Origin of the sequence: Pseudomonas sp. MWU15-20650 (assembly GCF_023242475.1) — a bacterium.
GTDB lineage: Bacteria > Pseudomonadota > Gammaproteobacteria > Pseudomonadales > Pseudomonadaceae > Aquipseudomonas.
Genome location: NZ_JALJFG010000038.1, coordinates 1 through 25,129 on the forward strand (window position 1 = coordinate 1; position 25,129 = coordinate 25,129).

Annotated in this window: 21 protein-coding genes; 10 read left to right on the forward strand and 11 right to left on the reverse strand. The window is 60.6% G+C overall.

Annotation, left to right across the window (positions count from 1 at the left end; translation table 11 throughout):
- Positions 1–95 precede the first annotated feature (95 nt).
- Together queF and M5B43_RS22870 are read right to left on the reverse strand one after the other, a co-directional pair.
- Positions 96–926 carry an NADPH-dependent 7-cyano-7-deazaguanine reductase QueF gene (gene queF, locus M5B43_RS22865; protein WP_248752209.1) on the reverse strand — a complete coding sequence of 277 codons (831 nt, stop codon included), beginning with the start codon at positions 924–926 and terminating at the stop codon, positions 96–98.
- Between the two features lie 66 nt (positions 927–992).
- Complete coding sequence (locus M5B43_RS22870; RefSeq protein WP_248752210.1) at positions 993–1,514, reverse strand: cupredoxin family protein; 522 nt, start codon at positions 1,512–1,514, stop codon at positions 993–995.
- 169 nt (positions 1,515–1,683) lie between these two features.
- On the opposite strand from M5B43_RS22870, the gene M5B43_RS22875 reads away from it, so the two are divergent.
- Together M5B43_RS22875 and M5B43_RS22880 are read left to right on the forward strand one after the other, a co-directional pair.
- Positions 1,684–2,364 carry a heavy metal response regulator transcription factor gene (locus M5B43_RS22875; RefSeq protein ID WP_248752211.1) on the forward strand — a complete coding sequence of 227 codons (681 nt, stop codon included), beginning with the start codon at positions 1,684–1,686 and terminating at the stop codon, positions 2,362–2,364.
- Positions 2,361–3,716, forward strand: a complete 1,356-nt coding sequence (locus M5B43_RS22880; protein WP_248752212.1) for a heavy metal sensor histidine kinase — start codon at positions 2,361–2,363, stop codon at positions 3,714–3,716. The genes M5B43_RS22875 and M5B43_RS22880 overlap by 4 nt, the downstream gene beginning before the upstream one ends.
- A 99-nt stretch (positions 3,717–3,815) precedes the next feature.
- On the opposite strand, the gene M5B43_RS22885 is transcribed toward M5B43_RS22880, so the two are convergent.
- Genes M5B43_RS22885 through M5B43_RS22895 form a run of 3 tightly spaced genes read right to left on the reverse strand, consistent with a single transcriptional unit; the run spans position 3,816 to position 7,064 of the window.
- Entirely contained in the window at positions 3,816–5,063 is a 1,248-nt protein-coding gene (locus tag M5B43_RS22885) for a lipoprotein-releasing ABC transporter permease subunit (RefSeq protein WP_248752213.1), read from the reverse strand.
- Positions 5,064–5,122: 59 nt separating this feature from the next.
- Positions 5,123–5,806, reverse strand: coding sequence for a lipoprotein-releasing ABC transporter ATP-binding protein LolD (lolD, locus tag M5B43_RS22890; RefSeq protein ID WP_162946070.1), 684 nt, complete (start codon positions 5,804–5,806; stop codon positions 5,123–5,125).
- A gap of 7 nt (positions 5,807–5,813) precedes the next feature.
- Positions 5,814–7,064 carry a lipoprotein-releasing ABC transporter permease subunit gene (locus M5B43_RS22895; RefSeq protein ID WP_248752214.1) on the reverse strand — a complete coding sequence of 417 codons (1,251 nt, stop codon included), beginning with the start codon at positions 7,062–7,064 and terminating at the stop codon, positions 5,814–5,816.
- Between the two features lie 94 nt (positions 7,065–7,158).
- Between M5B43_RS22895 and M5B43_RS22900 the strand changes: the two genes are divergently transcribed.
- Together M5B43_RS22900 and M5B43_RS22905 are read left to right on the forward strand one after the other, a co-directional pair.
- Entirely contained in the window at positions 7,159–7,743 is a 585-nt protein-coding gene (locus M5B43_RS22900; RefSeq protein WP_248752215.1) for a PilZ domain-containing protein, read from the forward strand.
- A 44-nt stretch (positions 7,744–7,787) separates the two neighbouring features.
- On the forward strand, positions 7,788–8,510 hold the full coding sequence (locus M5B43_RS22905; protein ID WP_116665107.1) for a glycerophosphodiester phosphodiesterase family protein: 723 nt from the start codon (positions 7,788–7,790) through the stop codon (positions 8,508–8,510).
- 42 nt (positions 8,511–8,552) lie between these two features.
- Here the strand turns inward: M5B43_RS22905 and sthA are convergent, their stop codons facing one another.
- Entirely contained in the window at positions 8,553–9,947 is a 1,395-nt protein-coding gene (gene sthA / locus M5B43_RS22910; RefSeq protein ID WP_248752216.1) for a Si-specific NAD(P)(+) transhydrogenase, read from the reverse strand.
- 507 nt (positions 9,948–10,454) lie between these two features.
- Here sthA and M5B43_RS22915 point away from each other — a divergent pair.
- A complete protein-coding gene (locus M5B43_RS22915) occupies positions 10,455–11,756 on the forward strand; it encodes an MFS transporter (protein WP_248752217.1) in 1,302 nt (433 codons plus the stop codon).
- 335 nt (positions 11,757–12,091) lie between these two features.
- Here the strand turns inward: M5B43_RS22915 and M5B43_RS22920 are convergent, their stop codons facing one another.
- Positions 12,092–13,555: a glyceraldehyde-3-phosphate dehydrogenase gene (locus M5B43_RS22920; protein ID WP_248752218.1), complete on the reverse strand. Its 1,464-nt coding sequence runs from the start codon at positions 13,553–13,555 to the stop codon at positions 12,092–12,094.
- A 340-nt stretch (positions 13,556–13,895) separates the two neighbouring features.
- On the opposite strand from M5B43_RS22920, the gene mfd reads away from it, so the two are divergent.
- The 3 genes from mfd to M5B43_RS22935 are packed head-to-tail and all read left to right on the forward strand — an operon-like array spanning position 13,896 to position 20,626.
- Positions 13,896–17,345: a transcription-repair coupling factor gene (mfd, locus tag M5B43_RS22925; protein ID WP_248752219.1), complete on the forward strand. Its 3,450-nt coding sequence runs from the start codon at positions 13,896–13,898 to the stop codon at positions 17,343–17,345.
- A gap of 11 nt (positions 17,346–17,356) precedes the next feature.
- Positions 17,357–17,923, forward strand: coding sequence for a CsiV family protein (locus M5B43_RS22930; RefSeq protein WP_248752220.1), 567 nt, complete (start codon positions 17,357–17,359; stop codon positions 17,921–17,923).
- Positions 17,924–17,932: 9 nt separating this feature from the next.
- Positions 17,933–20,626 carry a DEAD/DEAH box helicase gene (locus tag M5B43_RS22935; protein WP_248752221.1) on the forward strand — a complete coding sequence of 898 codons (2,694 nt, stop codon included), beginning with the start codon at positions 17,933–17,935 and terminating at the stop codon, positions 20,624–20,626.
- 153 nt (positions 20,627–20,779) lie between these two features.
- Here M5B43_RS22935 and nagZ read toward each other — a convergent pair whose 3' ends face one another.
- Together nagZ and M5B43_RS22945 are read right to left on the reverse strand one after the other, a co-directional pair.
- Positions 20,780–21,790 carry a beta-N-acetylhexosaminidase gene (nagZ, locus tag M5B43_RS22940; RefSeq protein WP_248752222.1) on the reverse strand — a complete coding sequence of 337 codons (1,011 nt, stop codon included), beginning with the start codon at positions 21,788–21,790 and terminating at the stop codon, positions 20,780–20,782.
- 144 nt (positions 21,791–21,934) lie between these two features.
- Positions 21,935–22,642 (reverse strand): TetR/AcrR family transcriptional regulator, encoded by a 708-nt coding sequence (locus M5B43_RS22945; RefSeq protein WP_248752223.1) that lies wholly within the window; start codon positions 22,640–22,642, stop codon positions 21,935–21,937.
- A gap of 264 nt (positions 22,643–22,906) precedes the next feature.
- On the opposite strand from M5B43_RS22945, the gene lexA reads away from it, so the two are divergent.
- Positions 22,907–23,515, forward strand: coding sequence for a transcriptional repressor LexA (gene lexA, locus M5B43_RS22950; RefSeq protein ID WP_003172575.1), 609 nt, complete (start codon positions 22,907–22,909; stop codon positions 23,513–23,515).
- A 10-nt stretch (positions 23,516–23,525) separates the two neighbouring features.
- Complete coding sequence (gene sulA, locus M5B43_RS22955) at positions 23,526–23,999, forward strand: SOS-induced cell division inhibitor SulA (RefSeq protein ID WP_248752224.1); 474 nt, start codon at positions 23,526–23,528, stop codon at positions 23,997–23,999.
- 61 nt (positions 24,000–24,060) lie between these two features.
- Here the strand turns inward: sulA and M5B43_RS22960 are convergent, their stop codons facing one another.
- Together M5B43_RS22960 and M5B43_RS22965 are read right to left on the reverse strand one after the other, a co-directional pair.
- Positions 24,061–24,294 (reverse strand): hypothetical protein, encoded by a 234-nt coding sequence (locus M5B43_RS22960; protein WP_017254451.1) that lies wholly within the window; start codon positions 24,292–24,294, stop codon positions 24,061–24,063.
- A 130-nt stretch (positions 24,295–24,424) separates the two neighbouring features.
- Complete coding sequence (locus M5B43_RS22965; RefSeq protein WP_248752225.1) at positions 24,425–24,946, reverse strand: DUF6586 family protein; 522 nt, start codon at positions 24,944–24,946, stop codon at positions 24,425–24,427.
- Between the last annotated feature and the right edge of the window lie 183 nt (positions 24,947–25,129).

The following is a 25,129-nucleotide window of genomic DNA, read 5'->3' on the forward strand; positions in this document are numbered from 1 at the left end:
TTGCTCCCGATGGCAGTGGGTCAGCTGAGAATAAGCTGACTGATCCACCGCTATCGGGAGCAAGCCCCCTCCCACATTGGGTTTTGTGTGCGGGCTTACTGACGTGCCAGGCGCACGTTCAGGAACTGTGTATTTTCAGTGCTGCGGTACGGGTTGATATCCAACCCACCCCGGCGCACATAGCGCGCATACACGGTCAATTTTTCCGGTTTCAGCAAACGCTGCAAGTCCAGGAAGATGCGTTCAACGCACTGCTCATGGAAGTCCGAGTGCTGGCGAAAGCTCACCAGGTATTCCAGCAGGCTGGCGTGATCCAGCGCCGCTCCGCGATAGTCCACCACCACACTGCCCCAATCAGGCTGGCGGGTGACCGGGCAGTTGGATTTGAGCAGGTGGCTGTGCACGCTCTCCTCCACAACCCGCGAGTCATCGCAGCGCAGCAGTTCCGGGCGCGGGTGTTCGTAGGTGCTGACGCTGATATCCAGATCGTCAATGCACACACCCGGCAACGCCATCACACCTTCGGCCTCGATGTCGGCCAGGCTGCGAATGCGCACGCTCACCGGCTTGCCGGCCGCAAAGCTGAGGTCGGTGCGCAAGGTCGCTTCCAGGCTGGGCGTATCAACAAACGCGGTCTGGTTCAGCGAGTTGAGGTACAGCTTGAAGGACTTGGACTCGATGATGTTCGGCGAGTCGGCCGGGATACTGAATTCACCGATGGCCACCACCGGTTTGCCCGACGGCAGCAACCAGGACAGTTCGAAGCAGTTCCAGAAATCCACGCCCTTGTACGGCAGGGTTTCGGCGCTCAGGCCCAGCTCGGCCCACTTGGCGGCGCGCGGAATCGGGAACAGCAACGATGGCGTGTAGGTGCAGATGTATTCACTGGACTTGCCCAGCGGCGAATGTTCGGCTGCGGGATGCATGGCGGAAACCTGGCTAAATAAACCGCGCCAGTCTACCAGCCTTTGCTCCCGCCCTTAACAAACGCCTCACTCAACGGTCAGTTTGCCCACCATACCCGCTTGGTAATGCCCAGGCAGGTTGCAGGCGAACTCAAGGCCGGTGGCCTGCTTGAACGTCCAGGTCAGCTCGGCAGTCTTGCCCGGCTCCACCAGTACACTGTTGGGATCGTCATGCTTCATGCCGCCCATGTCGCCATGGCCCATGGCGCTGTGGTCCATCTTGCCCATGCCGGTGGCGGTGAGCATGCCGCTGGCTTGCATCTGCAGCATCTCTTTCTGGTGGGCGGCATGCATCGCCGCGTCGCCCAGGTTGAATTCGTGGAGCAGGCGGCCTTTGTTGACCAGTACGAAACGCACGGTTTCACCGGCCTTGACGTCCAGGGACTTGGGCGAAAAGGCGATGTCCTGAAGCGTTACTTCAACGGTGCGCGTGGCTTTATCCGCCGGGGCCGGCTGGCCGAACGCGTAGGTGTGAGTCGCATCCGCCAGGGCATTGAAACTCAACGCCAACAGGCAGCCCGCCACTGACAGGGGTGTACGCAACGCCATCTTTCACTCTCCAGAATAGGTATCCAGCTTGGGCAACACTTTAAGATGGCCTCGCTGCCAGCCAGCTGACTGCTAGATTACAACTTTGTCAGCTTGCACCCATACCCTGAAACCCACGGTATAAAGCTCGCGCCTACATAGCCCTACCCCCAACTACCAAGAGCCCTGAATGAAACTGCTGATCGTCGAAGACCAACCGAAAACCGGTCATTACCTGCGTCAGGGCTTGGCCGAAGCAGGTTTTAGCACCGAACTGGTGGCCGACGGCACCAGTGGCCAGCACTTGGCGCTGACGGGGGACTATGACTTGCTGATCCTCGATGTGATGCTGCCCGGTCGCGACGGCTGGCAAATCCTGCAAGCCGTACGCAGTGCCGGCCTGGACGTCCCCGTGCTATTCCTCACTGCTCGCGACGCCGTAGAAGATCGCGTACATGGCCTGGAGCTGGGCGCTGACGACTATCTGGTCAAGCCTTTTGCCTTTTCCGAACTGCTGGCCCGGGTGCGTACCCTGTTGCGCCGTGGCAGCAGCGCGTCACAGGACACCGCCCTGCAACTGGCCGACCTGCGCCTGGACCTGATCCGCCGCCGTGTCGAGCGCGACGGCCAGCGCATCGACCTTACCGCCAAGGAGTTCTCCCTGCTGGAACTGCTGCTGCGCCGCCAGGGCGAAGTGCTGCCCAAGACACTGATCGCCTCCCAGGTGTGGGACATGAACTTCGACAGCGACACCAACATCATCGAAGTGGCGATCCGCCGCCTGCGCCTGAAAGTCGACGACAACTTCCCCAACAAGCTGATCCACACCGTGCGCGGCATGGGGTATGTGCTGGAGGAGCGGTTCACGTGATCAAGCGCCTGTCCCTGACCAGCCGCCTGGCACTGTTGTTTGCCGCCTGCACCGCCGTGGTCTCGTTGCTTGCCGGCGTGCTGTTCAACCAAGCCAGCGAGGCGCACTTTATTGAGCTGGACCAGCAGCTACTCGACAGCAAATTGGTGGCGCTGCGCAGTACGCTGCACGGTGTCGATTCACGGGAAGCCTTTCTCCAGCGAGTGCCACAACTGCACGCCGAACTGGATCATCAACCCGACCTCGCCCTGCGCATCACCGCAGCCGGCCAGCGCTGGCTGGATGGTGCGCCGAACATCACGTTGCCCCAAGCCCCCGGCCTGCACAGCCTGCAAAACGCGGGCACCGACTACCGCGTGTACAACGCGCCGTTGATCGCCGACCAACCCGGTTCGCCACAGCTGACCCTGATACTCGACATCACCCACCACCAACACTTCCTGCAGCGCATGCAGCATTTGATCTGGCTGACCGTCGGCCTCTCGGCCCTGGCCACCGCGCTACTCGGCGCCTGGGCGGCTCGCAGTGGGTTACGCCCGTTGCGGCGCATGGGTGAAGTGGCTGCCGGTGTATCCGCCCACTCCCTGAAGCAACGCTTGCCCCAGGAGCAAATGCCGGTGGAACTGGCGGAGCTGGCCCAGGCACTCAACGCCATGCTGGGTCGCCTGGACGGCGCGTTCCAGCGCCTCTCGGCGTTCTGCGCCGATATCGCCCACGAACTGCGCACGCCGCTGTCGAACCTGCTAACCCAGACCCAAGTCATCCTCACCCAACCGCGCCCGCTGGAAGATTACCGCGAGGCGTTGCACAGCAACCTGGAGGAATTGCAGTGGATGGCACAACTGGTCAACGACATGCTGTACCTGGCCAAGGCCGACCACGGTTTGCTGATGCCCACCCGTGAACCCCTGGCGCTGGCCGATGAAGTCGAAGCGCTGTTGGAGTTTTTCACCCTGGTGGCGGAAGACGCGCAGGTCACGCTGGTGCGCGAGGGTAATGCCCACACGAGCGGGGATCGCGGCATGTTGCGCCGGGCCTTGTCGAATTTGCTGGATAACGCGCTGCGGTTTACCCCGCCGGGCGGCGAAGTGCGGGTGCGCATGGCGCCCGGTGCAGAGGGTGTGACGCTGACGGTAGAGAACAGCGGGGAAGGTATTCCGGCGCAGGTGTTACCGCGCTTGTTTGACCGTTTCTACCGGGCTGATCCGGCACGGCATGAAGGCAACAGCGAGCATGCAGGGCTGGGGTTGGCGATTACCCAGTCGATTGTGCGGGCTCATGGGGGGAGGATTTTTTGTGAGTCGGGCCCTGGGTGGACGCGGTTTGTGATTGAGTTGCCGAAGGAAGATTGATGCAAGCTGGGCCGGCCCTATCGGGAGCAAGCCCCCTCCCACCGTTGAAATGCATTCCAGATGTGAGAGGGGGCTTGCTCCCGATAGCGGTCTAAAGAACTACGAGTATCTCAACGCATGTGCCGGCTCAATCTTCGCCGCCCGATACGCCGGGTACAACGTCGCCAGGAAGCTCAACACAAACCCCGCCGAGCAAATCAACAGCACATCACCACCCTGCAGTTCCGAAGGCAGGTTGCTGACGAAATACACATCCGAGCTGAAGATGTGCTGCCCGCTCACCCGCTCCAGCCAGCCCACCAGTTCACTCACATTCAACGCCGCAATCACGCCCAGCACGCCGCCGATCAAGGTGCCGACGATGCCGATCACCGTGCCCTGCACCATGAAGATCGCCATGATCTGCCGGGGCGTGGCGCCGATGGTGCGCAGGATCGCGATGTCCGCGCCCTTGTCGTTCACCACCATGATCAAGGTGGCAATAATGTTGAATGCCGCGACGGCGACGATCATCAGCAACAGCAGGCCGATCATGGTCTTTTCCATCTTCATCGCGCTGAACAGGCTGCCCTGGGTGTGGGTCCAGTCATCGGGCTTGTAGCCCGCGCCCAGGCTGGCGGCAATATCCGCCGACACCTTAGGCGCCGCATACAAGTCTTTCACTGCCAGGCGCACGCTTTGCACCTGGTTCGGTTGCCAATGCTGTATCTCGGCAGCGTCGGCCATGTTGATCAGGGCCATGGAGCCATCCAGCTCGGCGCCGACCTTGAAGATACCGACCACATTCAAACGCTGCATGCGCGGGGTGATGCCGCCCGGTGCCGCCGTGCTGACTTCCGGCACGATCAGGGTGAGCTTGTCGCCCACGTTCAAACGAAAACGCCGTGCGGTGATGTCGCCGATCACCACGCCGAATTCGCCGGGCTTCAGGTCTTCGAGTTTGCCGCGCACGATATGCTGGGCCACGATCGAGACCTTGCCTTCCTGGGCCGGGTCGACACCACTGATCTCGATCGGCTGCATCGCGCCCTTGTAGGAGAACATGCCGTCCATTTGTGTGAACGGTACAGCAGCGGTCACTTGCGGATTCTTCAACGCGGCGGCGGCCACGGGCTGCCAATCGTCGATCGGGTTCACGCCAACGAGGGTGGCATGGGGCACCATGCCGAGGATGCGCGAGCTCATTTCACGCTGGAAGCCGTTCATCACCGACAGCACCACGATCATGGCCAATACGCCCAGGGCGAGGCCGATCATCGAGGTCATCGAGATAAACGAGACAAAACGGTTGCGGCGCTTGGCGCGGGTATAGCGCGTGCCGATGAAAATCGATAACGGTCTGAACATTCGCGGGCACCGTTGAAAAAATGAAAAAGCCCAGCGCCAAGCGCCGGGCTTGAAACAGGTCAGATGGCGACCAGATGACCTTCCTGCAAGTGCAGCACGCGGTCCATCTGCCGGGCCATGCTCATGTCATGGGTCACCACCAGGAACGCGGTGCGCATCTGGGTGCTCAGTTCCAGCATCAAGTCCTTGATGCCCTGGGCCGTATGGGAGTCGAGGTTGCCGGTCGGCTCGTCGAGCATCACCAGGCCCGGGTTGTTCACCAGGGCGCGAGCAATCGCCACGCGCTGGCGCTCACCACCGGACAGTTCGGCCGGCTTGTGCTCCAGGCGATGGCCCAGGCCGACGCGCTCCAGCAATGCCTTGGCACGCTCGCGCGCTTGCGGGATCGCGGTCTTGCCGATCAACAGCGGCATGCACACGTTTTCCAGCGCGGTGAATTCCGGCAGCAGGTGGTGGAACTGGTACACAAAGCCCAGCGAGCGGTTGCGCAGTTGGCCACGGGCCTTTTCACCGAGGGCCGATAGTTCTTCACCGGCCAACCAGACACTGCCCTGGGACGGCGTATCGAGGCCGCCCAACAGGTTGAGCAAGGTACTTTTACCGGAACCGGAACTGCCGACGATCGCCACGCGCTCGCCAGGGTGCAGTTCAAGTTGCAGGTTGGACAGCACCACAACCGACTCCGGGCCCTCCTCGTAGGATTTGCCCAGGTTGCGGCAGCTCAGGATTGCTTTTTCACTCATGCCCGATTCACTCATAACGTAATGCCTGTGCTGGCTGGGTACGTGCCGCGCGCCAGGCTGGATACAGGGTGGCAAGGAAACTCAGGACCAACGCGGCGCCGCCCACCATCAACACGTCCTGGGCCTGAACCTGGGACGGCAAGTAGTCGATGAAGTAGACGTCGGCGTTGAGGAACTTGTGGCCGATGACTTTTTCCAGTGCGGCGATGGCGGCGCTGACGTTCAGCGCGGCCAGGATCCCGACCGCCGTGCCGATCAAGGTGCCGACCACGCCGATCACGGTGCCTTGCACCATGAAGATCGCCATGATCTGCCCCGGCGTGGCGCCGAGGGTGCGCAGGATCGCAATGTCGCCCTTCTTGTCGTTCACTACCATCACCAGCGTGGAGATGATGTTGAACGCGGCCACCGCCACGATCAGCAGCAACAGCAGGCCGATCATGGCTTTTTCCATGCGGATGGCCTGGTACAGGTTGCCGTGGGTGCGAGTCCAGTCGCGGGCGTAGTACTGGGAGTCACCCAGATGCTGGGCAATTTCCCAGGCGCCGCGTGGTGCGTCGAACAGGTCATTGAACTTGAGGCGCAGGCCCTGCACCTGGTCCGGCTTCCAGCGGTGCAAGCGGGCCAGGTCGGTGAGGTTGGTCAAGCCGAGGTAGCCGTCGATCTCGCCGGCGCCGACGTGGAAGGTTCCCACCACGGTAAAGCGCTTCATGCGCGGGAACATGCCGGCCGGGGTCACGGTGACCTCCGGGGCGACAAACGTGAGCTTGTCGCCGATGCCCACGCCAAGCTTGGCTGCGGCCTTGTCACCAATCACGATGCCAAAGCTGCCAGGCGCCAGATCGTCGAGTTTGCCTTGCAGCATGAACTTGTCGATGATCGAGACGTTACGTTCCTGGGCTGGGTCGATACCATTGAGCAGGATCTTCTGCACCTTGCCGTCACTGGTCAGCAGCCCCTGCATCTGGGTAAAGGGCGCAACGGCCACTACCTGAGGGTTCTGCTTGACCTTGTCGGCGAGGCTTGGCCAGTCGTTGATGGGCTCATCCGACTCGATGGTCGCGTGGGGCACCATGCCCAGCACGCGGGTGCGCATCTCATGATCGAAGCCGTTCATGACCGACAGCACCACGATCATCACGACCACGCCCAGGGCGAGACCGATCATCGAGGTCAAGGAAATGAACGACACAAAATGATTGCGACGCTTTGCACGGGTATAACGCGTGCCGATAAATACGAAGAGAGGTCTGAACATGTCGGGGCTTGTTCGGAGGAAAAGAAGACGTCCCGGTGGCGGGGTCTGGTAAGCAGCTTTACACTCAGACCATTACCGTTACCTGGGGTTCGCCATGTCGACATTAGATGAAGAAGAGCGCCGCGAATACTACCGTATCGACGACATGATCGCACTTCAAATCAAAAGCCTGTCTGCCCCCGAAGCGGCGAGCAAGGAAGTGTTGCTCGATGATTCACCGCTGTTCAACCTGCTCAGTGAACTGCACCTCAGCGAATTCGAAGCGCAACACCTGCTACGCCAGATCAACGAGAAAGATCGCAGCCTGGCAGCCTTCCTCAAAGTGCAGAACAAACGTGTAGATCTGCTTAGCCAGATCATGGCGCGCGGCTTGCTGGATGAGGTGGGCGCCCCGCAACCGGTGATCATTTCCGAAGGCGGTATCGATTTCCAGAACCCCACGCCGCTGACGCCCGGCGCCCAGCTGGCGGTCAAGCTGGTGCTGATGCCCCAGGCGCTTGGCCTTTTGCTGCGCGCCCGCGTCACCCACTGCGACCCCAAGGGCGACAGCTTTGACGTGGGCACGGAATTCGAAGCCATGACCGACGCCCAACGCCAACTGCTGGCGCGCTACATTCTGCAGAAACAAGCCCAGGAGCGACGCCTGGCGCGGGAACAGAGCGACGCCCTGGATACCTGAATTTCGTATGACCCCGCCGGGCTATCTGGCGCAAAGGAGCAACTGTGACCCTGATTTACGGCCACCGCGGTGCCAAAGGCGAAGCACCGGAAAACACCCTGACCAGCTTTCAGGAATGCCTCAAGCACGGTGTACGCCGCTGCGAACTGGATTTGCACCTGTCCATGGACGGCGAGCTGATGGTCATCCACGACCCGACACTCAAGCGTACCGCTGACCGGCGCGGCAAAGTCGTCGAGTATTCGGCAGCCGACCTGGTGAAGATGGACGCGCGCAAAGGCGGCCCGGGTTGGGTCAGCCCGTGCCCGATCCCACGGCTGGAAGAGCTGTTCGAAAAGTGCGACTTCGATCACTGGCAACTGGAAGTCAAAAGCGCCTCGCGCACCCGTGCCGCGACCACGGTGCTGGCGATTCGTGAGATGGCCGTGCGTTTCGGGCTGATGGACAAGGTCACAGTGACCTCAAGTTCGCGGGAAGTCTTGAAAGCTGCCGTGGAACTGACCCCGGACCTGTCACGCGGCCTGGTCGCCGAATACGCCTGGCTCGACCCGTTGAAGGTGGCGCAGAACTACGGCTGTGAATACTTGGCGTTGAACTGGACGTTGTGCACCCCCGAGCGGCTGGAAAAAGCCCAGCGCCAGGGTTTGCACGTGTCGGTGTGGACGGTCAACGAACCCGCGCTGATGCGCAGGCTCGCCGACTTCGGCGTAGATAGCCTGATTACAGACTTTCCCGGTTTGGCCACTGCCACCCTCGAGAATTACTGAAATCGGTCTCCCCGGCCGGCTCAGGCCACCGGCCGGAGCCGCTCAAAAAAGCCGGTTGAGGCCGTCGTAGGCCGCTACCCGATAGGCTTCGGCCATGGTCGGGTAGTTGAACGTGGTGTTCACAAAGTACTTGAGGGTATTGTGCTCACCCGGCTGGTTCATGATCGCCTGGCCGATGTGCACAATCTCCGAGGCCTGGTAGCCGAAGCAATGCACGCCGAGGACTTCCAGGGTTTCACGGTGGAACAGGATCTTCAGCATGCCTTGCGGCTCACCGGCGATCTGCGCACGCGCCATGCTCTTGAAGAACGCCTTGCCCACTTCGTAAGGGACCTTGGCCTTGGTCAGTTCGTGTTCGTTCTTGCCGATCGAGCTGATCTCCGGAATGGTGTAGATCCCGGTGGGCACGTCGTTCACGTAGCGCCAGCTGCCATTGTCGACAATGCTGCCGGCCGCCGAACGGCCCTGGTCATGGGCGGCGCTGGCCAGGCTTGGCCAACCGATCACATCACCGGCACCGTAGATGTTCGGCACGCAGGTTCGGTAGTTTTCGTCCACTTCGATCTGGCCACGGCTGTTGACCTTGACCCCGATGTTTTCCATGCCCAGCTTGTCGGTGTTGCCAGTACGGCCGTTGCACCACAGCAAGGCGTCGGCCTTGATCTTCTTGCCGGACTTGAGGTGCAGGATCACACCGTTATCCAGGCCCTCGACCCGCTCGTACTCTTCGTTGTGGCGCACGGTGATGTTGTTGTTGCTGAAGTGATAGCTCAACGCCTGGGAGATTTCCGAGTCGAGGAAGCTCAACAACTGGTCACGGTTATCGACCAGCTCCACCAGCACACCCAGGCCGCTGAAGATCGAGGCGTATTCACAGCCGATCACGCCGGCGCCATAGATGATCAGTTTGCGCGGGGTATGGCCCAGGCTGAGGATGGTGTCGCTATCGTAGATACGCGGGTGGTGGAAATCGATATCGGCGGGGCGATACGGGCGCGAACCAGTGGCAATAATGATGTGCTTGGCTACCAGCTTCTCGACCACACCGTTGGAGCACACCACTTCGACGGTTTGCTCGTCGGCGAAGCTGCCGGTGCCGAAGAACAGGTCGACTCGGTTACGGGCGTAGTAGCCGGTACGCGAAGCCACTTGTTTGGAGATGACTTTTTCTGCGCTTTTCAGCACGTCCGGGAACGAGAACCAACGCGGCTCACCAATCGCCCGGAACATCGGGTTGGTGTTGAACTGCATGATCTGTCGGACTGAGTGACGCAAAGCCTTGGACGGGATGGTACCCAGGTGGGTGCAGTTACCGCCGACCTGGCGACGGCTATCGACCATCGCCACCTTGCGCCCTGCCTTCGCGGCATTCATCGCCGCACCTTCTCCAGCTGGGCCTGAACCCAGTACCACCACGTCGTAGTTGTAGACAGCCATGCGTACTCCTCAGAACAGGCCAGGCGCACGGTTGGACGCCTGGCTAAATCATGCCGCGGCCAGCGGTCATGAAGGACAATTTGGCTCAAGTGTGTGAACCGGGGCACAGTCTATATAAGGCTCAACGCCGCGCACATTAACCCTTGGTCGCGTCGTAGGCCAGTCTTGCCTTTATTACAGGCACAGGAAACCGGCATTACACGGCTGACACGCACCCTCGCAGGACGGGCCATTATGCGGCATGTGGTTTTCTGTTTAATGATGATTTTTCGGTGGACGCACCTGGGTATCTGGCTATCACCGAAGGGCCTGTCAAACGACCTGCGCAACAGCCTACTCAGGTAGCCCTGCGACAAACGGTCAGCTTGCTATCGGTTTCTATTGCCTGTAGTGGCTAATACACATATGGTTACAATACTGTTCAGCGACGCCTCGCGGCAAGACTTTGCAGCAAGGACGACCCGTGACCAGGGACTACCAATAAGATAGATAGAATGAGTGCATGACATGTCCACTTCAACGGGCAAAGGCAGGGCGATCTTTCGCGTTGTCAGCGGTAACTTCCTCGAAATGTTCGATTTCATGGTCTACGGCTTCTATGCCACGGCCATCGCCAAGACGTTCTTCCCTTCCGACAGCGCCTTTGCGTCCCTGATGCTGTCCCTGGCAACCTTCGGCGCCGGGTTTCTGATGCGGCCGCTGGGTGCGATCTTTCTCGGTGCCTACATCGACCGTCACGGCCGCAAGAAAGGGCTGGTCATCACCCTGGCCTTGATGGCCGCCGGCACCATCCTCATCGCCTGCGTGCCCGGCTATGCCACGCTGGGCGTGGCGGCACCGCTGATCGTGCTGTTTGGCCGCCTGCTGCAAGGCTTCTCCGCCGGTGTCGAGCTGGGCGGCGTGTCCGTGTACCTGGCCGAAATCGCCACACCCGGCCGCAAAGGCTTTTTCGTCAGTTGGCAGTCCGCCAGCCAACAGGCCGCCGTGGTATTCGCCGGCTTGCTCGGTGTGGGCTTGAACCACTGGCTGAGCCCGGAAGAGATGGGTGACTGGGGCTGGCGCGTACCGTTCCTGATCGGTTGCCTGATCGTGCCGGTGATTTTTGTGATTCGCCGCTCCCTGGAGGAAACCCCAGAGTTCCAGGCACGTAAACATCGCCCTACCCTGCAGGAAATCGTCCGTTCGATTGGCCAGAACTTCGGCATCGTGATCGCCGGCATGGCGCTGGTAGTCATGACCACGGTGTCGTTCTACCTGATCACCGCGTACACCCCGACCTTCGGCAAGGCCGAACTGCACCTGTCGGACTTCGACGCACTGCTGGTGACGGTGTGCGTGGGGATCTCCAACTTTATCTGGCTGCCGGTAATGGGTGCCGTGTCCGACAAGATCGGGCGCAAACCCCTGCTGCTCGGTGCGACCATTCTGGCGATCCTCACGGCCTACCCAGCGCTGTCGTGGTTGGTGGCCAACCCGAGCTTCAGCCATCTGCTGATTGTGCTGTTGTGGCTGTCGTTCCTGTACGGCTCGTACAACGGTGCGATGGTCGTGGCGCTGACCGAGATCATGCCGGTTGAAGTGCGTACCACCGGTTTCTCCCTGGCCTACAGCCTGGCGACAGCGACCTTTGGCGGGTTCACGCCAGCGGCCTGCACTTACTTGATCCACGTGCTGGATAACAAGGCGGCACCGGGCATCTGGCTCAGTGGCGCAGCGGTGTTGGGCTTGATCGCCACACTGATCCTGTTCAAGGGCAATCGCCATGAATTGAGGACTGCGCAAGCCTCCGTGGTAGGTGGCGCCAGATAGGACGCTATCGCATACACAACCTTTGAAGGCAGTCATATTCCCCTGGGGCGAGCGGGCTTGTCCCGCGTTGGGCTGCGCAGCAACCCCAAAACCTGGCGCGGAGTTCTTTCAGGAAAATTTCAGTGCCTTTACTGGGATTGCTTCGCAGCCCAACGTGGGCGGTACGACGATTCGACAAGCCCGCTCGCCACGACAGCCGATTTGTCACAGATTTTGCGTTCGACGGTCATTGCGTAGATACCGATGCTGCGATGAAGCAGTCCAACCACTACAAAACCCACAAGCAAAAAAAAAACGCCCCGACATGTCGGGGCGTTTTCATTTACCGCTGGTGCTTAGCGTGGGAACGCAGGCGGGTTAACCCCAGCCATGTCTTCCATCACACGCACCACCTGGCAGCTGTAGCCGAACTCGTTGTCATACCACACGTACAGCACAACGCGGTTGTCCTGGGTAATGGTCGCTTCTGCGTCCACCACACCGGCGTGGCGCGAGCCAACGAAGTCGGTGGAGACCACTTCCTGCGAGTTGACGAAGTCGATTTGCTTATGCAGATCGGAGTGCAGCGCCATGTAGCGCAGGTACTCGTTCATCTCTTCACGGGTGGCGGCTTTCTCAAGGTTCAGGTTGAGAATGGCCATCGACACGTTTGGCGTTGGAACGCGGATCGCGTTACCGGTCAGCTTGCCGGCCAGCTCAGGCAGGGCCTTGGCGGCAGCGGTAGCAGCACCGGTCTCGGTGATCACCATGTTCAGCGCGGCGCTGCGACCACGGCGATCGCCCTTGTGGAAGTTGTCGATCAGGTTCTGGTCGTTGGTGTACGAGTGCACGGTTTCAACGTGACCGTTAACGATGCCGAACTTGTCATTCACGGCCTTCAGCACCGGCACGATGGCGTTGGTGGTGCAGGACGCGGCGGACACGATCTTGTCGTCCGCGGTGATTTCAGCGTGGTTGATACCGTGCACGATGTTCTTCAGCTTGCCTTTGCCAGGCGCGGTCAGAACAACGCGGTCGATACCCGGGCAGGCCAGGTGCTGGCCCAGGCCCTCGGCATCACGCCATACGCCGGTGTTGTCCACCAGCAGAGCGTCCTTGATACCGTACTGGGTGTAATCCACCTCGGACGGGTTCTTCGCGTAGATCACCTGGATCAGGTTACCGTTGGCGGTGATGGTGTTGTTTTCTTCGTCGATGACGATGGTGCCGTTGAACGGACCGTGTACCGAATCGCGACGCAAGAGGCTTGCGCGCTTGGTCAGGTCGTTTTCCGCACCTTTACGAACCACGATGGCACGCAGGCGCAGGCCGTCGCCACCACCGGTTTTTTCGATCAGGATGCGCGCCAGCAGGCGGCCAATACGACCAAAGCCGTACAGCACGACGTCGGTGCCTTTGCGGGCAGCAGCGTTTTGCTGGCCAACCACCTCAGCCATTTCCTCACGCACGAACTGCTCGGCGCTACGGCCATTGCCTTCGTTGCGGTATTTGTAGGCCAACTTGCCCAGGTCTACCGAAGCCGCGCCGAGCTTGAGCTCGCTCATGGCTTTAAGCAGAGGGAATGTTTCGTGGACGGAGAGTTCGCTGTCGTCGGCAGAGCGATGGCGAGCAAAGCGGTGGGCTTTGAGAATCGCGATGACAGACTGGTTGATCAGGCTGCGGCCATAGATCGAGCTCACCACATTGTTATTGCGGTACAGCTGACCGATAAGCGGAATCATCGCTTCAGCGAGCGCTTCACGGTCGATCCATTCACCAAGACACTGGTCGGGCTTCTGAGTCACGGGAACCTTCCACATGTAGGGGCAGAAAAAAGGGGCTACATTATGCCGCCCGACCGCCCTCGGAGCAATGCGCGTCCGGCAACAAAAAGTGCTTGCGAAAAACTGACACCCCGCTACAGCCCAGTAAATACGCGGGTTCCAGAAGGCCACCCAGCAAGCCGCAACGGCAACTTGTCCGTAACCCTCCGAAATATCCAGGCGAAATAGCACTACATATTGAGTCAAAACACCGCATTGTTTGTCTTAGCCACTACATTTCCTACAAACCGTAATAGGCACAGTCAGCAACTGACAGGCGGCACCTTGGGCCGTTACAATTACCGACTTTGTCGCAACGCTTGGAGCTCAACCTTCCGTGCCCGTTCTGCGTCTACCGCTTCTCCCTGCCGCGGCAGGTAAACAGCACTGGGGCAACTTGCCCGGTGCCGCCCTGAGCCTGGCGATTGCCGAGGCTGCCAGTGCAGCCAAGCGCTTCACCCTGCTGCTCACCGCCGATAGTCAAAGCGCCGAGCGGCTGGAGCAGGAGCTGAGCTTCTTCGCGCCCGATTTGCCGGTGCTGCATTTTCCCGACTGGGAAACCCTGCCCTACGACCTGTTCTCGCCGCACCAGGACATCATTTCCCAGCGCATCGCCAGCCTGTACCGCTTGCCGGAACTGGCCCACGGTGTGCTGGTGGTGCCGATCACCACCGCCCTGCATCGCCTGGCGCCAACCAAGTTCCTGCTCGGCAGCAGCCTGGTGCTGGACGTCGGCCAGAAGCTCGACGTAGAACAGATGCGCACGCGCCTGGAAGCCAGCGGCTACCGCTGTGTCGACACGGTGTACGAGCACGGTGAGTTCGCGGTGCGCGGAGCCTTGATCGACCTGTTCCCGATGGGCAGCAAGTTGCCGTACCGCATCGACCTGTTCGATGACGAAATCGAGACCCTGCGCACCTTCGATCCGGAGAACCAACGCTCCATCGATAAAGTCGATTCGATCAAGCTGCTGCCGGCACGGGAATTCCCACTGCAAAAAGACGCGGTCACGCGCTTCAAGGCGCGCTTTCGCGAACGCTTTGACGTGGATTTCCGTCGCTGCCCGATCTTCCAGGATCTGAGCAGCGGGATTACACCGGCGGGTATCGAGTACTACCTGCCATTGTTCTTCGATGAAACCTCCACCCTCTTCGATTACCTGCCGCAAGACACCCAAGTGTTCTCGCTGCCGGGCATCGAGCAGGCCGCGGAAAATTTCTGGAACGACGTGCGCAACCGCTATGAAGAGCGCCGCGTCGACCCCTCCCGGCCTTTATTACCGCCTGCCGAACTCTTCCTGCCGGTGGAAGACTGCTTTGCCCGCCTGAAAAATTGGCCGCGCGTGGTCGCCAGCCAACAGGACGTGGAGGCCGGCAGTGGCCGCGAACGCTTCCCTGCGCAGACGCTGCCGAACCTGGCGATTGAAGCCAAGGCCAACCAGCCGCTGGAAGCGCTGTCCAGCTTCCTCGGCGATTTCCCGGGCCGTGTGTTGTTTACCGCCGAATCCGCCGGGCGTCGCGAAGTGCTGCTGGAGTTGCTCGAGCGCCTGAAGCTGCGTCCGAAAACCGTCGACAGCTGGCCGGACTTTGTCGCCAGCAAGGAACGCCTGGCGATCACCATCGCACCGCTGGATGAAGGCTTGCTGCTGGAAGACCCAGCCCTGGCCCTGATCGCCGAGAGCCCGCTGTTCGGCCAACGCGTGATGCAGCGCCGTCGCCGCGAAAAACGCGCCGATGCCAATAACGATGCGGTGATCAAAAACCTGACTGAACTGCGTGAAGGCGCGCCGGTGGTGCATATTGACCACGGTGTCGGCCGTTACCTGGGCCTGCAGACCCTGGAAATCGACAACCAGGCCGCCGAATTCCTCACCATGGAATACGCCGAGGGCGCCAAGCTGTATGTGCCGGTGGCCAACCTGCACCTGATCGCACGCTATACCGGCAGCGACGACGCCCTGGCGCCGTTGCACCGCCTGGGCTCCGAGACCTGGCAGAAAGCCAAGCGCAAGGCTGCCGAGCAGGTGCGCGACGTCGCTGCCGAATTGCTCGACATCTATGCCCGTCGTGCGGCGCGCGAAGGTTACGCCTTCGCCGACCCAAAAGCCGACTACGCCACCTTCAGCGCCGGCTTCGCCTTCGAAGAAACCCCAGACCAGCAAACCACCATCGAAGCGGTACGCGCCGACATGCTCGCGCCCAAGCCGATGGACCGCCTGGTGTGCGGCGACGTGGGCTTCGGCAAAACCGAAGTGGCCATGCGCGCCGCCTTCATTGCGGTGCACGGCGGCAAACAAGTCGCGATCCTGGTGCCGACCACCTTGCTCGCCCAGCAGCACTACAACAGTTTCCGCGACCGCTTTGCAGACTGGCCGGTGACCGTGGAAGTGATGAGCCGCTTCAAATCGGCCAAGGAAGTCAATGCGGCCGTCGCCGACCTCGCCGAAGGCAAGATCGACATCGTCATCGGTACGCACAAGCTGTTGTCGGACGATGTGAAGATCAAGAACCTGGGCCTGGTGATCATCGACGAAGAACACCGTTTCGGGGTGCGCCAGAAAGAACAGCTCAAGGCCCTGCGCAGTGAAGTCGACATCCTGACCCTCACCGCCACGCCCATTCCGCGCACGCTGAACATGGCGGTGTCGGGCATGCGTGACCTGTCGATCATCGCCACGCCGCCGGCCCGTCGTTTGTCGGTGCGCACCTTCGTGATGGAGCAGAACAAAAGCACGGTCAAGGAAGCCCTGCTGCGCGAATTGCTGCGTGGCGGCCAGGTGTACTACCTGCACAACGACGTGAAAACCATCGAGAAATGCGCCGCCGACCTCGCCGAGTTGGTGCCGGAAGCGCGGATCGCCATCGGCCATGGGCAGATGCGCGAACGTGACCTCGAACAAGTCATGAGCGATTTCTATCACAAGCGCTTCAATGTGCTGATCGCCTCGACCATCATCGAGACCGGTATCGACGTACCGAGCGCCAACACCATCATCATCGAGCGCGCCGACAAGTTCGGCCTGGCGCAACTGCACCAGTTGCGTGGCCGGGTCGGTCGCAGTCACCACCAGGCGTACGCCTACTTGCTGACGCCGCCACGCCAACAGATTACCGGTGACGCCGAAAAGCGCCTGGAAGCCATTGCCAATACCCAGGACCTCGGTGCCGGTTTTGTACTGGCCACCAACGACCTGGAAATCCGCGGTGCGGGTGAATTGCTCGGCGATGGCCAAAGCGGGCAGATCCAGGCCGTGGGGTTCACCCTGTATATGGAGATGCTCGAGCGCGCGGTGAAAGCCATCCGTAAAGGCGAGCAACCGAACCTCGACCAACCGCTGGGTGGCGGCCCGGAAATCAACCTGCGGTTGCCGGCCTTGATTCCCGAAGACTACCTGCCAGACGTGCACGCGCGGTTGATCCTGTACAAGCGCATCGCCTCGGCCACCGACGAAGAGGGCCTCAAGGACCTGCAAGTGGAGATGATCGACCGCTTCGGCCTGTTGCCGGAACCGACCAAGAACCTGGTGCGCCTGACCCTGCTCAAATTGCAGGCCGAGCAACTGGGTATAAAGAAAGTCGACGCCGGGCCGCAGGGCGGGCGTATCGAATTCGAGGCGCAGACGCCGGTGGACCCGTTGGTGCTGATCAAGCTGATCCAGGGCCAACCCAACCGCTACAAGTTCGAAGGGGCTACGCTGTTCAAGTTCATGGTGCCGATGGAACGTGCCGAAGAACGCTTTAACACCCTGGAGGCGTTGTTTGAGCGCCTCATCCCGAAATCCGCTTGAAGGACGCCCCCATGCGCCTGTTCCGCACTCTGAGCCTGTTGTTGGTGGTACTCGCGCCGTCGGCATTTGCCGACAGCCTGTACCAGGTGGAAATGATCCTGGTGCGCCAGAATGCGGAGCCGATGCTCAACAGCCGCGCCGCGCCGGAAAACTGGGATGCCGGGGCGCAGCGCCTGGGCAACCAGATGAGCCCGCCGCGCCTTGGCAATATCGTCGACAAGCTCAACGCCGACTCCAGCTACACCGTGCTCGCGCACAAAGCCTGGGAGCAGAACCTCGGTGAGCAACCGGTCAAGATCGCCATCACCGACGGCCAGGAGCAGTTCGGCCAGTTTCCGATCGAGGGCGTCCTGAACCTGCAACTGGGGCGTTTCACTGATATCGATGCGGACTTCTGGATCAACCAGTTCGACAGCAACGGCAGCGTGATCGCCAGCGAACACCTGGCCCAGAAAGACGTGCGCACCAAGAACAACCAGCTCAATTATCTGGATGGCGGGCATTTGGCGCTGCTGATCAAGATCACTTCGCTGACCGCCAAGCCACCCAGCACGCCACCGCCTGATATTCAGGACTGACCCAGCGCCATGCCCCTGACGCCGTCACTGACTAAACCCCTGGCCCCTTCGTGGGCCAACCGCTTCAAAGAGCAAAGCCTTGAGCGCGGGCGACGCTACGCCTTGGAGAACCGCGTGCGGATCGTCGAGTCCGGCGACAGCACCATCGTAGCCAGTTGCGAAGGCTCGGGCGGCAACGTTTACCGGCAGACCATCTCACTGCGTGAATCCGCCAAGGGCACGTTGATCCTGGTGGACAGCCGCTGCACCTGCCCGGTGCACACCAACTGCAAACACATCGCGGCGGTGCTGCTCAAGGTCCAGGAAACCCTGGCCTACCCGGCCGCCGCGCAAGATGCCGAGCTGCTGGAAAAACTCCAGGCCGTGCTGGATAACCGCGTGGTATTGCCACAAGTGGTGATGGACGATGTGTTGCCAATACCACGCTTGTGGCTGGCCAGTGTCGAATTCAGTGCGTTCGAACCGCGCAACGGCAAGATGCAGCGCTATATCCAGCACCGCGCGGCGCTGTCGTTCAACTACCTGGGCAACTACGTCAGCGGGCAAAAGAACGCCGACATCGTGGTTCGCCAGGAGACCCAGAGCCTGCGCATCAAGCGACATCCGGAGCGCGAGCAACCCTATCGCGAGCAACTGCGCCTGCTGGGGTTCAAGATCGCCACGCGCCAGAGCAAGGCCCTGCCGGAAAGTGCCGGCGAGCTGTTTGAGATGGTCAATGACAGTGCCTGGCTGAACTTCACGCTCAATGCATCCCCGACCCTGCGCGCCGAAGGGTGGGAGCTGCAGATCGATGAGGATTTCGGTTTCGACCTGAGCCCGGTAGACGACTGGTACGCCACCGTCGATGAAGGCCCCGAGCGCGACTGGTTCGACCTGGAGCTGGGGATCATCGTCAATGGCGAGCGCCTGAGCTTACTGCCTATCCTGCTCAACCTGATGCGCTCCCACACCGAGATCCTCAACCCGGAGAAACTCGCACGGCGGCGTGATGATGAACTGATCCTGGTGAACATCCCCGGCCTGCCCAACGGCGGCCATGGTCCGCTGCAAGTGGCACTCCCCTACGGACGCTTGAAACCGGTGCTGGCCACGCTCGGCGAGTTTTACCTGCAGGAGTCCGGCACCACGACATTGCGCCTGGCCAAGGCTGACGCGATTCGCCTCAACCCGCTGGAAGATCTGCCGCTGCAATGGGAAGGCGGCGAGAAGATCCGCAACTTCGCCCAACGCCTGCGCGACATCAAGGATTTCACCTGCGCCGCCCCCGAAGGCTTGAACGCGACACTGCGTCCATACCAGCTGGAAGGCTTGAGCTGGATGCAGTCGCTGCGCCAGTTGGATGTGGGCGGGATTCTTGCGGATGACATGGGCCTGGGCAAAACCCTGCAGACCCTGGCGCACATCCTCACCGAAAAAGCCGCAGGCCGCCTGGATCGACCGTGCATGGTGGTGATGCCCACCAGCCTGATCCCCAACTGGCTCGACGAAGCCGCGCATTTCACCCCGCAACTCAAGGTGCTGGCGCTCTACGGTGCCGGGCGCAAGAAACACTTCCCCAACCTGCAGGACTACGACCTGCTGTTGACCACCTATGCGCTGCTGCCCAAAGACATTGAACGACTCGCCGCCCTGCCCTTGCATGTCTTGATCCTCGATGAGGCCCAGTACATCAAGAACCCTTCGAGCAAGGCCGCCCAGGCCGCGCGTGAGCTGAACGCACGACAGCGCCTGTGCCTCAGCGGCACGCCCCTGGAAAACCACCTGGGCGAACTGTGGTCGCTGTTCCACTTCCTATTGCCGGGCTGGCTGGGCGATGTGAAAAGCTTCAACCGTGATTACCGCGTACCCATCGAAAAACGCGCCAGTGATGTGCGACTGCAACACCTCAATGGTCGGATCAAGCCGTTCCTGCTACGCCGTACCAAGGAGCAAGTGGCGACAGAGCTGCCGCCCAAGACCGAGATCATCCACTGGGTCGAGCTCAACGAGGCCCAGCGTGATGTGTACGAAACCATGCGCCTGGCCATGGATAAAAAGGTTCGCGACGAGATTACCCGCAAGGGCGTGGCCCGCAGCCAGATCATCATCCTTGAAGCACTGCTCAAGTTGCGCCAGGTGTGCTGCGACTTGCGCCTGGTCAACGATGCCACCCTGCCGGCCCGTGGCAGCAGCTCGGGCAAACTCGACAGCCTGATGGAAATGCTTGAAGAGCTGTTTGAGGAAGGTCGCCGGATTCTGCTGTTTTCCCAGTTCACCTCGATGCTGAGCCTGATCGAAGTCGAACTGAAAAAACGCGAAATTGCCTACGCGTTACTGACCGGTCAGACACGTGATCGGCGCACGCCGGTAAAGGACTTCCAGAGCGGGAAACTGCAGATTTTTCTGATCAGCCTCAAAGCCGGTGGCGTAGGCTTGAACCTCACTGAAGCTGACACCGTGATTCACTACGACCCCTGGTGGAACCCGGCCACGGAAAACCAGGCTACCGACCGCGCGTATCGCATCGGCCAAGAGAAGCCGGTATTCGTGTACAAGATGATTGCCCGGGGCACGGTGGAGGAGAAAATCCAGCACCTGCAAAAGGAAAAATCAGACCTGGCCGCCGGCGTGCTCGATGGGCGTACGACCGGAGATTGGCAGTTGGCCAACGAGGATATCGAAGCGTTGTTTGCACCGCTGCCCAACAAACAAGAAAAGCGCTGACGATTAGATCGCTATCACCCGCAAGCCCGCTCGCACATTTGCAATGCCCCCCCTGTGGGAACTGGCTTGCCTGCGATGGCCATAGGTCTCTACACCATTACCGTCGAACGCAAAATCTGTGACAAATCGGCTGTTGTGGCAGCAACGCGGTTTTCAGCCGATCAACTGGGCATCCCGCAACGCGGTCAGCGCTGCCAGCCAGCGCGGATCCTGCTTATAGTCCGTCGAAGCAATCGCCTGCCCACGCATACGCGCAATGCGCGCCGAGGGCGTCACCTTCATCCGCTGCGCCGCGGTAAGCGCAAGCTCCGCCGCCGCACGATCGTTACACACCAAGCCCATGTCGCAGCCGGCCGTCAGCGCCGCTTCAATCCGACTGGCAGCATCGCCGACCACATGGGCACCGGCCATGGACAGGTCATCACTGAAAATCACCCCATCAAACTGCAGCTCACCCCGCAGGATGCCCTGCAACCAACGGCGCGAAAAACCAGCGGGCTGGGCATCCACCTGTGGGTAAATGACGTGAGCCGGCATCACCGCCGCCAACTGCTTGCTCAGGCGTGCGAAAGGCACCAGGTCATTGGCGCGAATCTGTTCCAAGGTGCGTTCGTCATTGGGAATCGCAACGTGGGAATCGGCTTCAGCCCAGCCATGACCCGGAAAGTGTTTACCGGTGGCGGCCATGCCGGCGCTGTTCATGCCACGGATAAAGGCACCGGCGAGCACGGCAGCGCGCTCGGGGTCACCTTCGAAGGAACGGGTGCCGACAACGGCGCTGCGCTGGTAGTCCAGGTCCAGCACCGGAGCGAAGCTCAGGTCGAGGCCGACCGCCAGAACCTCGGTGGCCATGATCCAGCCGCACTGCTCGGCCAAGTATTCAGCGTTGGGTTTATCCGCCAGCGTACGCATGGCCGGCAGGCGCACGAAGCCCTGGCGCAGGCGCTGCACGCGGCCGCCCTCCTGATCGACCGCCAGCAACAGGTCCGGGCGCACGGCGCGAATCGCCGCGCTCAACTCTCGCACCTGGCGTGGGTGCTCGATATTGCGCGCAAACATGATCAAGCCGCCCACTTCCGGTTGGCGCAACAAATGACGATCCTCGGCCGTCAACCAAGTACCGGCAACGTCGACCATCAAAGAACCTTGCAGGGCAGCACTCATAAACCTTCCTTAAATAACGCACACAACCCGTCAGCCTCATGAAGCGCGAGCAGCGCATCGAGAATAACGGGTTGCGAGTCAATAGCTGAATTCGGCATGGCGGCTAGCTTAGCGGATGCAAGCGGCCGCGCACACCCAGAGCGGTCAAACCTTGGCGGCGACCGGAGCGGATTTGCTACGCGGGCGCAACTGGGCCGCAGCCATGGCCTGGTCGGTCACACCGGTCTCGGCGCGCATGCCGGCGGCAAGGAACGGCACCATCAGGCGCATCACCTGCTCAATCGAGGTGTTCACACCGAAATCGGTTTCGGCGATCGCCCGCAACGCCTTGATCCCCGACATGCTGAATGCCGCGGCGCCGAGCATGAAGTGCACGCGCCAGAACAGTTCGATAGGGGGAATACGCGGGGCGGCCTCGTTGACCAACAGCATATAGCGGCGGAAAACCTTGCCGTACATGTCTTCCAGGTAACGGCGCAGGTGGCCTTGGCTCTGGCTGAACGCCAGGCCCAGCAGGCGCATGAAGATCGACAGGTCGTTACCACTTCGCGGTTGGACGACCAAGGCTTGCTCAACGAGGATTTCCAGCAAGTCTTCCAGGCTCGGCTTGTGCTCGGGCTTGGCCTGGCGGCGTTCGAGTTCACGGTCGAGGCTGGCGCAGAACGGGCCCAGGAAGCGCGAGAATACCGCCTGGATCAAGGCTTTTTTCGAGCCGAAATGGTAGTTCACTGCGGCGAGGTTAACCCCGGCCTTGCTGGTGATCAGACGCAATGAGGTTTCAGCAAATCCTTTTTCCGCGAACAACTGCTCGGCAGCATCGAGAATGCGTTCAACGGTTTCCGACTGGGCCATGGCTACTCCGCCTGACAAACACTTGTTTGAAACATACGTTTCAGAGTGTGTATTGTCAAGCCTGCGGGTCCGCTTTCCGGCCGGGCAGTCACCTGATTCAGGCGCTATTTAATCACATCCTTACCGGTCTGTAGGCAGCGCTGTCTCTGCCCTGTAGGTCGGGTGACGAATGACCGTCCAGCGGAGTGCCCAAAAAGGATGATTGCCAAGCGCAGTTCACTGTATATAATCCCAGTCACTGTATAAAAAGACAGAGCGATCGACATGCTAAAACTGACGCCACGCCAAGCTGAGATTCTGGCTTTTATCAAGCGCTGCCTCGATGATAACGGCTACCCACCGACACGCGCAGAGATCGCGCTGGAACTGGGCTTCAAATCCCCGAACGCCGCCGAAGAACACCTCAAGGCACTTGCTCGCAAAGGCGCGATCGAGATGACCCCTGGGGCGTCACGCGGTATTCGCATCCCTGGCTTCGAAGCCAAGGCCGACGAATCGACACTGCCCATCATCGGTCGAGTGGCTGCCGGTGCGCCGATCCTGGCGCAGCAGCATGTCGAAGAATCCTGCAACATCAACCCGACCTTCTTCCATCCGCGCGCCGACTATCTATTGCGCGTCCACGGCATGAGCATGAAGGATGTGGGCATTTTCGATGGCGACCTGCTGGCCGTCCACACCACTCGCGAAGCCCGTAATGGCCAGATCGTCGTCGCCCGTATCGGCGATGAAGTGACCGTAAAGCGCTTCAAACGCGAAGGCAGCAAGGTCTGGCTCCTGGCCGAAAACCCTGAGTTCGCCCCGATTGAAGTGAACCTGAAAGATCAGGACCTGGTGATCGAAGGCTTGAGTGTCGGCGTCATTCGCCGCTAAAGGAGACATCATGCAGCTCGTGCACACCCCACAACACACACAACTGTCACTGTTTGAAGCCTTTATGGCCCAACCTCTCGCGCCTATTCTCAAGGAAACGGTCGAAGCTCCCTGGGGCTGCGAACCTGAGGCGTTCAGTGAATTGTCGTTGCGCGGTGCAGCAGGAAGCTGCCTGAGCCTGCTGGCGCCGATCCTTCGTGAACTGAGCGAGGAGCAAGACGCGCGCTGGCTGACGCTGATCGCCCCGCCCGCCAGCCTGACCCAAGCCTGGCTGCGGGACGCCGGCCTCAACCGCGAGCGCATCCTGCTCCTGCAACCGCGCGGTACGCAAAGCGCTCAGCAATTGACCTGCGAAGCCCTGCGCCTGGGTCGTAGCCACACCGTGGTGAGCTGGCTCAACCCGTTGAATACCACTGCCAAGGCACAGCTGATCAGCGCCGCACGTACCGGCGATGCGCAGAGCTTGAATATTCGATTGGGGTAATTCGGTGTGCCGCAGGCTATCCCTGTGGGAGGGCCTGTTGTGGCGAGCGGGCTTGCCCCACTTAATGAAGAACCCGCGGTCCGTCTTCTTTCTCTGGCTCGCCTTCAGCCAGGCGCCCCGCCATCTGTACACCAACACTCAGCATGGCTTTTGCTACTTCTACGTGCTGGCCTTGCAGGAACGCTTTGGCATCTTCGGAAAAATCCAGAATAACCAGAGAACCCTCGTCCTCAGCCCGACGCAGCTCGATTCGGCCATCAGGCAACTCAACAATTTCCAGAAAGGACGTTGGCATAAAAGTCTGTTCTCCACGAAAGGCGGGGATTATATCAGCCATCCACTCAACCCCGCAGAGGATCTGGACAGGTTTCTTTACAGCATGATGAATGGTGCACACTGCGATGCACCGCAATAACGGGTGTGCTTCAGCACTCATTCAATCCTTCACGAAAGCGCAGCGCCATCTTTTTCAGCTCCTGGCGCCAACCTTCCAACTCTTCCCGGCTCAACGGCTTCGGCTCTTCTTCGGCCACCGCCACCGCCACGATCAACGGCTGGGTCACATCGCCCTTGGGCACGTGGGGAACGCGCGGCGGTTGAAACATATCCGAATGGGCCTTCAGCAGACGGGCTACCCAGCTATCGGGGCTCTGGGCCATTTCCACCAGCTCAGCCAGCTCGGGAATCGCCATGCTGTCGAGCACGTCACGACTCATGATCATTTCCGCCCGAGGTGCGCCCGCCTGGGGCAATCGGTAGAACCCGGCGATTTCATGGCACAGCCCCAACAATGCACCGTACAGATGGAACAAAGCGGCTTCACGCCCCGCCTGGACCAACGCGATGGCATTCATCTCCCTCCCATCCTCCGCACGGCCAAGAGCTTCCAGGGATAAACCCGCGAAGTAAATTTTCTGGTTGGTACGGGTATAGAGTTCGTTGGCCATGACGGCAAATCTCCACAACGAATAGGCGTGATGCTGAGTGTGTAGGAGCGAGCTTACTGTGGCGAAGGAGCTTGCTCCCGCTCGACTGCGTAGCAGTCGCCAGCTATTGGGGGGGCGCTTCGCACCCCAGCGCAAGCAAGCTTGCTCGCCACAACAAGCTCAATCCTACAGTAAGCAAAAGCC

What these genes read in the sequence shown, in the direction of transcription:
- M5B43_RS22935 (WP_248752221.1), top strand. Translation starts at nt 17,933, where the DNA reads ATGCCCCTGACGCCGTCACTGACTAAACCCCTGGCCCCTTCGTGGGCC.
- M5B43_RS22875 (WP_248752211.1), top strand. Translation starts at nt 1,684, where the DNA reads ATGAAACTGCTGATCGTCGAAGACCAACCGAAAACCGGTCATTACCTG.
- M5B43_RS22870 (WP_248752210.1), bottom strand. Translation starts at nt 1,514, where the DNA reads ATGGCGTTGCGTACACCCCTGTCAGTGGCGGGCTGCCTGTTGGCGTTG.
- M5B43_RS22960 (WP_017254451.1), bottom strand. Translation starts at nt 24,294, where the DNA reads ATGCCAACGTCCTTTCTGGAAATTGTTGAGTTGCCTGATGGCCGAATC.
- lolD (WP_162946070.1), bottom strand. Translation starts at nt 5,806, where the DNA reads ATGAGTGAAAAAGCAATCCTGAGCTGCCGCAACCTGGGCAAATCCTAC.
- queF (WP_248752209.1), bottom strand. Translation starts at nt 926, where the DNA reads ATGCATCCCGCAGCCGAACATTCGCCGCTGGGCAAGTCCAGTGAATAC.
- lexA (WP_003172575.1), top strand. Translation starts at nt 22,907, where the DNA reads ATGCTAAAACTGACGCCACGCCAAGCTGAGATTCTGGCTTTTATCAAG.
- M5B43_RS22930 (WP_248752220.1), top strand. Translation starts at nt 17,357, where the DNA reads ATGCGCCTGTTCCGCACTCTGAGCCTGTTGTTGGTGGTACTCGCGCCG.
- nagZ (WP_248752222.1), bottom strand. Translation starts at nt 21,790, where the DNA reads ATGAGTGCTGCCCTGCAAGGTTCTTTGATGGTCGACGTTGCCGGTACT.
- M5B43_RS22895 (WP_248752214.1), bottom strand. Translation starts at nt 7,064, where the DNA reads ATGTTCAGACCTCTCTTCGTATTTATCGGCACGCGTTATACCCGTGCA.
- sthA (WP_248752216.1), bottom strand. Translation starts at nt 9,947, where the DNA reads ATGGCTGTCTACAACTACGACGTGGTGGTACTGGGTTCAGGCCCAGCT.
- M5B43_RS22900 (WP_248752215.1), top strand. Translation starts at nt 7,159, where the DNA reads ATGTCGACATTAGATGAAGAAGAGCGCCGCGAATACTACCGTATCGAC.
- M5B43_RS22915 (WP_248752217.1), top strand. Translation starts at nt 10,455, where the DNA reads ATGTCCACTTCAACGGGCAAAGGCAGGGCGATCTTTCGCGTTGTCAGC.
- M5B43_RS22965 (WP_248752225.1), bottom strand. Translation starts at nt 24,946, where the DNA reads ATGGCCAACGAACTCTATACCCGTACCAACCAGAAAATTTACTTCGCG.
- M5B43_RS22945 (WP_248752223.1), bottom strand. Translation starts at nt 22,642, where the DNA reads ATGGCCCAGTCGGAAACCGTTGAACGCATTCTCGATGCTGCCGAGCAG.
- sulA (WP_248752224.1), top strand. Translation starts at nt 23,526, where the DNA reads ATGCAGCTCGTGCACACCCCACAACACACACAACTGTCACTGTTTGAA.
- M5B43_RS22885 (WP_248752213.1), bottom strand. Translation starts at nt 5,063, where the DNA reads ATGTTCAGACCGTTATCGATTTTCATCGGCACGCGCTATACCCGCGCC.
- M5B43_RS22920 (WP_248752218.1), bottom strand. Translation starts at nt 13,555, where the DNA reads ATGTGGAAGGTTCCCGTGACTCAGAAGCCCGACCAGTGTCTTGGTGAA.